Source organism: Streptomyces sennicomposti, from assembly GCF_019890635.1.
Taxonomy (GTDB): Bacteria; Actinomycetota; Actinomycetes; order Streptomycetales; family Streptomycetaceae; genus Streptomyces; species Streptomyces sennicomposti.
In genome coordinates, this window is the sequence record NZ_JAIOAB010000052.1 from 44,386 (window position 1) to 51,390 (window position 7,005).

Sequence of the window (7,005 nt, forward strand, 5' to 3'; positions counted from 1 at the left end):
CCGCGGCGTCGTTGCCGTCGGCAGGCGCTGGTCCCTTTAAGATCCCGGGTACGGATCGCGGCCCGACGGGCTTCCCATGAGGACACGCCCCCACCCGCACGAGTCACTCGTGCCCTGGGGGACCACCTCGTGTCCATGCTCCTCTTGAGGTTGGCAGCGCAGGATCTGCTGACCCTGAACTCAAGGCGCCGCATGGTGCCCCATCTGGCCGCTCGGTGGCGGCACTTCCGAGGTGCGGATGCCTCGCTGTCGGAACGCTCGGCGTGGGCCGAGAGTCTCGTGCACCTCGCCGGGGACCTCGTCGCCGCCGGTCGCGGGAACGTGGAGATGATCGTCGAATGCGCTGCCACCCTCGACGAGGCCGACCGCCCCGGTGACCCGAGGCTCATCGACGTCGTCCTCGTGGGCCACCACCCGGAGGAGGGCGGCCTGTCGGTTCAGCTGGTGGAGCTGAAGCGCTGGTCGATGGTGACCAGAGTCGAACGAGCCACGGCGGAACTGGTGCACGTGCCGGGAATGGGCAAGAAGAAGCATCCCGCTCTGCAGTTGCGCGAGTACTACGCTGCGTTCACGGGTGACAGGGGGCCACTGCACGGGCTGCACTTCGAGTGCGGCGGTTTCGCCTACCTGCACAACGCCACCGACGCCTCTGTCCGGCCCTTGGTCGACGTGGATGCGCCGACCGGCCCCTACGCCCGCGTCTACACCAATGACCGGCGCGAGCAGTTGCTGTCCGATCTGCGCAAGCACTTCGCCGAGGAGGGCGGCGCCTCTGCAGCCGAGTTATTGCTGCAGAGCATGGGTCTGCGCAACACGCCTCTGCTCGACGCGATGATCCGATCCTGTGGAGAAGACACGGTCTTCACCCTGCGCGGTCGGCAGAAGCAGGTCGCCGACGAGATCCTGGACACTGCCTCCAAGATCCTCCCCGATCCGCACCGCCCCGCCCTCGTGCCGGATGAGCGACGTGTGATCTTCCTGGTCACCGGTGGTGCCGGCACAGGGAAGAGCGCTATCGGCCTTCAGCTGAAGGCGGAGCTGGAGTCCGACGGCCGTACGGTCAAGTACGCCAGCGGGAGCAGGGCCTTCAACGGCGCGATCCAGGAACACGTCGGCTACGGGGACCGCGAGTTCAAGGAGAGCTTCACCTACTTCAGCAACTTCGTCACCCCGCCGGACCCGCCCCTCGACGTGCTGATCTGCGACGAGGCGCACCGCCTGCGCGAACGCTCGACCAACAGGTTCTGGAAACCGGAGCAGCAGGGCACCAAGCCCCAGATCGACGAACTCCTCGGCGCGTCCCGCCTGACGGTGTTCTTCCTCGACGAGGGGCAGTGTGTGCGACCGAACGAGGTGGGCACCGCGGAACTGGTCGAGGACGCCGCGCGGCGGTACGGGGCCAATCTCCTCCGGTACGAGCTGCGGGAGCAGTTCCGCTGTGGTGGCAGTGACGCCTACATCCGCTGGGTGCGTGCCCTGCTCGGCGTGACGGACGGAGAGCCGGAGCAGTGGACGCCGGACGGACTGATGCACGTCGAAGTGGCGGACAGCCCGGAAGAACTCGAACGCATCATCCACACCGAAGCGCTCGCCGGGGCGTCCGCCCGCCTCGTCGCTGGGTACTGCTGGCCGTGGACGAAGCCGCTCGGCAGGGAGAGGCGCCTGGAGAACGACGTACGGATCGGTGACTGGCACAGACCGTGGAACGCGGACAGCGACGCATTCTGCGAGAACGGAGTGCCACCGTGCAAGATCTGGTCCGTGCACGAGAACGGTCTCGGCCAGATCGGTTGCGTCTACACGGCCCAAGGGCTCGAGTGGGACTGGTGCGGCGTGATCATGGGTGAGGACATGGTGCGCCGGGACGGCCAGTGGGTGTTCCGGCGGGGCAAGGAGCGCAAAGATCCGGAGACGGGTGTCAAGCGCGTCGCCGTCCCGGGCTCGTTCGACCCCAAGGTGAGAGCCGGCAGCGTCGACGACGAGGAGTTCGCCCGGCTGGTCCGGCACGCCTACCACGTGCTGATGACCCGGGCGAGCCGTGCGACGGTGCTCTACTCCACGGACGAGGAGACCCGCAGCTACTTGAAGGGTCTGGTCGGCGAGGTTCAGGTGCATGGGTTGCGTCCCACTTGGGAGAACCTGCCGGCGGAAGCACGCGTACCGCACCTGCCCCGGCCCCGCCGAGGACGACGCGCCCGCAGAAGAGGCCAGAACATGGGCCCGCAGGCACCCGATCTGCGCCTGTTCTGAGGGACACGGACGATCAAGCGGAAGTGGCGGGCTCTCCGGGCCCGCCACTGGCCTGCGTCAGAAGAGCAGGCGCGCTGCCGCCGTCAGGCCCGCCACCACGAGCTGGGTGGCGACACCCGCGGCGACGTCGACCAGAATCTCGCGAAGCCGGTCACGACGTGCAGGCTTGTACTCAACGGGGTTCACGGACATCCACTCCTTGGCGTGAGCTGGGAATGGCAGGGACCGCCCTACCGGGCATCCGCACTCACACCGCGTGCAACCACGCAGCGGAAACCACTCCAGTCACGGCCGAGAGCCGGCGCCTGAACACCGCCGACGTACCCTCCGGGAAGGTGCGCAGCACGAGACACGGTAGTGCACTCTCGAAGAGCCGGTCATGATTTTCGGCCACCGCTTGGGATGCGAGACGGCAACCAGCCGCCGGCCGGGACGGAGGCCAAGGGAGACGCGCTGGTCGTGGCCGTCGCGGACGAGGCGGGTGCGGTGGCAGTGATCCAAGACGACAATGCCGAGTTGTGGAGCAGCCATCCGTGGTTGCGGGAGAGCGGCCCTGTCCTGGGCGCCACCCGCGCGGGAGGCGTCTGGGCACTCACTTCCCGGACCCGGTGGCGCCCGGAGGGTGGGGTGAGGGCTGGCCGCCGCACCGACTTCACCATGGGGCGCCAGGGAACCAACCTCACGGGGCGGAGGCTGACGCACAGTCAGGTGTCTCCGTCTGCCGGGCGGCAAATTCGCTACCCGGCGGCGGAGCGGTTCCCTAGACTCACCATCACCTCGCGCGCCGTCTCACCGGAGGCGGCGCGCGCACCGTGACCAGTGAGGGGAGACCGGCCGTGCGTGACCGCAACCGCACCGTTGCCGTCGTCTCCCCGTCGCGGTTCGAGGTGATCCTGGTGTCTTCGGTTCTCCGGTGCCCGCTGCGCGGCCGGCACCGGAGACACGTGTCGGAGGGCTGACCCGTCCCACGTGTGCACACCCGCCGCTCACCGGCGGGTGGCCCGGGTGTGTCCCCGTGCGTGAATCGCGCCGCCCTTCTCCGGAACGCTTCCGAAAGGCCACGGGCCGTGCGCACCATCAGGAACCCCCTCGCCGTCGTCCGCAACCTCGGCATCCTCGCCCACGTCGACGCCGGCAAGACCACCGTCACCGAGCGGATCCTGTACGTCACCGGCGCCACCCACAAGCGGGGCGAGGTGCACGACGGGACGACCGTCACCGACTTCGACCCGCAGGAGCGCGAGCGCGGGATCACCATCTTCTCGGCCGCCGTCAGCTGCGCCTGGGACGGGCACCGCGTCAACCTCATCGACACACCCGGACACGTGGACTTCGCCGACGAGGTCGAGCGGTCCCTGCGCGTGCTCGACGGGGCGGTGGCCGTGTTCGACGCGGTGGCGGGTGTGGAACCGCAGAGCGAGTCCGTGTGGCGGCAGGCCGACCGGCACGGCGTGCCGCGGATCGCGTTCGTCAACAAGATGGACCGGGCCGGCGCCGACCTCGACGCCGCCGTCGCCTCCGTCCGGGAGCGGCTGCACCCGGCCCCGCTGGCCGTACACCTGCCCATCGGGGCCGAGGACGGCTTCCGCGGCGTCGTGGACCTGGTGCGGATGCGCGCGCTGACCTGGCCCGACGACGGCGGCCCCGCCGACCTCGGCCCTGTGCCGGACACGTTGCGCGAGGCGGCCGCACACCGGCGGCGGCTTCTCGAAGAGGCCGTGGCCGAACGGCACCCCGGCGCGCTGGAGGAGTTCTGCGCGACCGACGCCCTCACCGAGTCCACTCTCGTCGCCGCGCTGCGCGAGCTGACCCGCACCGGCGAGGCGGTCGTCGTGCTGTGCGGCTCCGCCTACCGCAACCGGGGCATCGAGCCGCTGCTCGACGCCGTCGTGGCCTACCTGCCCTCGCCGCTCGACGTCCCCGCCGTGCGCGGGACGTACGGCGACGGCGGCGCGGCGGAGGAACGCGCCGCTGATCCGCGGGCGCCGTTCGCCGCGCTCGCCTTCAAGGTGCACGCCACCTCCACCGGGCGGCTGACCTACCTCCGGGTGTACTCGGGGACGCTGGAGAAGGGAGACACCGTGTACGACGCCACCGCCGGGCGCACCGAGCGCGTCGGCCGGATCCTGCGCGTCCAGGCCGACCGCCGGACGCCGCTCGACCGCGCGCTCGCCGGGGACATCGTCGCCGTGGTCGGGCTGAAGTCCGCGCGGGCCGGGGCGACTCTGTGCGATCCCGCCGCCCCGCTCGTCCTCGAACCGCCCGGTACGGCCGAGCCCGTGGTGTCGGTCGCCGTCGAGGCCCGGCGCAACGGAGACGCCGACCGCCTGGGCCCGGCCCTCGCCCGGCTCACGGAGGAGGACCCCTCGCTGGTCGTGCGGACCGACCCCGAGACCGGGCAGACCGTGCTCTCGGGCATGGGCGAACTGCATCTGGAGGTGGCCGTCGAGACGCTGCGCCGTACACACGGTCTCGACGTCCAAGTCGGCGCGCCGCGCGTGGCGTTGCGCGAGACCGTGGTGCGCGGGGTGCCGGGTTTCGTCTTCCGGCACGTCAAACAGGACGGCGGGGCGGGACAGTTCGCCCACATCGTGCTGGACGTGGAGCCCCTGGAGCCCGCTGCGGCCGTCGGGCACGGCGACTCGGTCGGGTCCGTCGCGCCCGTGGACGGGCGGGAGGGTGTCGGCCGGTCGGCCGCCGACCGCGACGGGTTCGTCTTCCGGTCGGCCGTCGTCGGCGGCCGGGTGCCGCAGGAGTACGTCCGGGCGGTCGAGGCCGGGTGCCGTGACGCCCTGGCCGAGGGACCGCTCGGCGGCCATCCGGTGACCGGTGTGCGGGTCACCCTGACGGACGGGGCGACCCATGTGAAGGACTCCTCGGAGGCGGCCTTCCGCACGGCGGGACGCCTCGGGCTGCGGCAGGCGCTGCGTGCCTGCGCGCTGCGCCTGCTGGAGCCGGTCGCCGAGGTGACGGTCACCGTGCCCGAGGACGCCGTGGGCGGGGTGCTCGGCGACCTCGCCGCACGGCGCGGCCGGATCTCCGGCCAGTCCGCACGGGGCGGCACGGCGGTGATCACGGCCACCGTGCCGCTGGCCGGCCTCTTCGGCTACGCCACCCGTCTGCGCGGCCGCACCCAGGGCCGGGGCACCTTCACGGCCCGCCCGGCGGGCTACGCCCCCGCGCCGGACCCGGCCTCGGTACCGGCGCAGGCCACGGCCAACGCGTCCGCCCAGGCCGGATAGGCACACGTCGGCCGGGCCCTCCCGCATCCCGCGGGAGGGCCCGGCCCCCGTCACGCCCGCCTACGAGCAGCGCGTACGACGCCGCACGCCCGCAGTACGACGCCAACCGCCCGCGCTGTCCGCGCCGTTGACGCGGCACCCGCTTCAGGAAGTGAACGGAACGAGCCCTGGAAGGGCGCTCCCGGCCGTGAAATTCTCCTCGGCGTGAACGAAGTACCAGGACAGAGGGCGGAAGTTCCGTCACCAGGCGGTGATCGATCGCCCAGCCGCTCCCGCCCCGGGCGCGTCGCGCCGGCCCCCGCCCGCACCCCCGCGCGGCCCGCCGATACCCAACCGTTGCACTGTGGCCCGAAGTCTCTTCCCGCGCAGGTCAGACGCCTTGAACGGCCCCGGCGCGCACGGCACTTGGGCACCCGTTCCACCCCTCGGCCGATTAGCCCCTGTCGCATCCCTTGACGGACCCGCCTCGGGAGGTTTAACTCACGTCCTAAATTAAGCCATGAGGTGCTTCGGAAGTCGAACGGGGACATAAGTCGCGTCGGCCTCCGGAGGTCTCCTCGGGTTCTCGACTCCCGGAAAGGGACACCAGGAGCCATGCGCAGCATCCGAGCCGCGGCCGTAGGCGCCGTCACCATGTCTCTCGCCCTTGCCGCCTCGGCCTGCGGAGGCGGTTCGTCGACCGGCGGAGGGTCCAACGACTCGCCGAAGACGCTCACTTACTGGGCCTCCAACCAGGGCACGAGCATCGAGGTCGACAAGAAGGTCCTCCAGCCCGAACTCGACAAGTTCGAGAAGCAGACGGGCATCAAGGTGAAGTTCGAGGTCGTGCCCTGGTCGGATCTCCTCAACCGGATCCTGACGGCGACGACTTCCGGCCAGGGCCCCGATGTGCTGAACATCGGCAACACCTGGAGCGCCTCCCTCCAGGCGACCGGCGCGCTGCTGCCGTGGGACGCGAAGAACTTCGAGAAGATCGGCGGCAAGGACCGCTTCGTGGACTCCGCCCTCGGCTCCACCGGCGTCCAGGGCCAGGACCCGGCGGCCGTGCCGCTGTACTCGATGGCGTACGCGCTCTACTACAACAAGAAGATCTTCGCCGACGCCGGCATCTCCAAGCCCCCGGCCACCTGGGACGAGCTGGTCGCCGACGGCAAGAAGATCCAGGCGAGGGGCAAGAACGTCCTCGGCGCCGAGGGCGCCAACGTCTCCGAGAACATCCACCACGTGTTCGTCTTCGCCAAGCAGCACGGTGCGGACTTCTTCACCGCCGACGGCAAGCCCGACTTCGCCAACGACAACGCGGTCGCGGCGGTCAAGCAGTACGTCGACCTGATGGCCAAGGACAAGGTCATCCCGCAGGGCAACGCCGAGTACGCGCAGAACCAGTCCGTCAGCGACTTCGCCAAGGGCAACACCGCGATGCTGCTGTGGCAGTCCGCCTCCGCCAACCTGAAGAACCAGGGGATGAGCGAGGACGACTACGGCATCGCCCCGGTGCCCGTGCAGTCCGGCG

4 protein-coding genes are annotated in these 7,005 nt (G+C 70.6%); 3 read left to right on the forward strand and 1 reads right to left on the reverse strand.

The window, feature by feature from the left end; all coding sequences use genetic code 11:
• Nucleotides 1-150: 150 nt before the first annotated feature.
• Entirely contained in the window at nucleotides 151-2,250 is a 2,100-nt protein-coding gene (locus K7787_RS24340; RefSeq protein WP_372456685.1) for a DUF2075 domain-containing protein, read from the forward strand.
• Nucleotides 2,251-2,307: 57 nt separating this feature from the next.
• Here K7787_RS24340 and K7787_RS32165 read toward each other — a convergent pair whose 3' ends face one another.
• Complete coding sequence (locus tag K7787_RS32165; protein WP_267907361.1) at nucleotides 2,308-2,442, reverse strand: DUF6408 family protein; 135 nt, start codon at nucleotides 2,440-2,442, stop codon at nucleotides 2,308-2,310.
• An 875-nt stretch (nucleotides 2,443-3,317) separates the two neighbouring features.
• Here K7787_RS32165 and K7787_RS24350 point away from each other — a divergent pair.
• Both K7787_RS24350 and K7787_RS24355 read left to right on the forward strand, forming a co-directional pair.
• Nucleotides 3,318-5,492: an elongation factor G gene (locus K7787_RS24350; protein WP_223002946.1), complete on the forward strand. Its 2,175-nt coding sequence runs from the start codon at nucleotides 3,318-3,320 to the stop codon at nucleotides 5,490-5,492.
• Between the two features lie 594 nt (nucleotides 5,493-6,086).
• The coding region (locus tag K7787_RS24355) for an ABC transporter substrate-binding protein (protein ID WP_223002947.1) at nucleotides 6,087-7,005 on the forward strand (919 nt) is incomplete at its 3' end.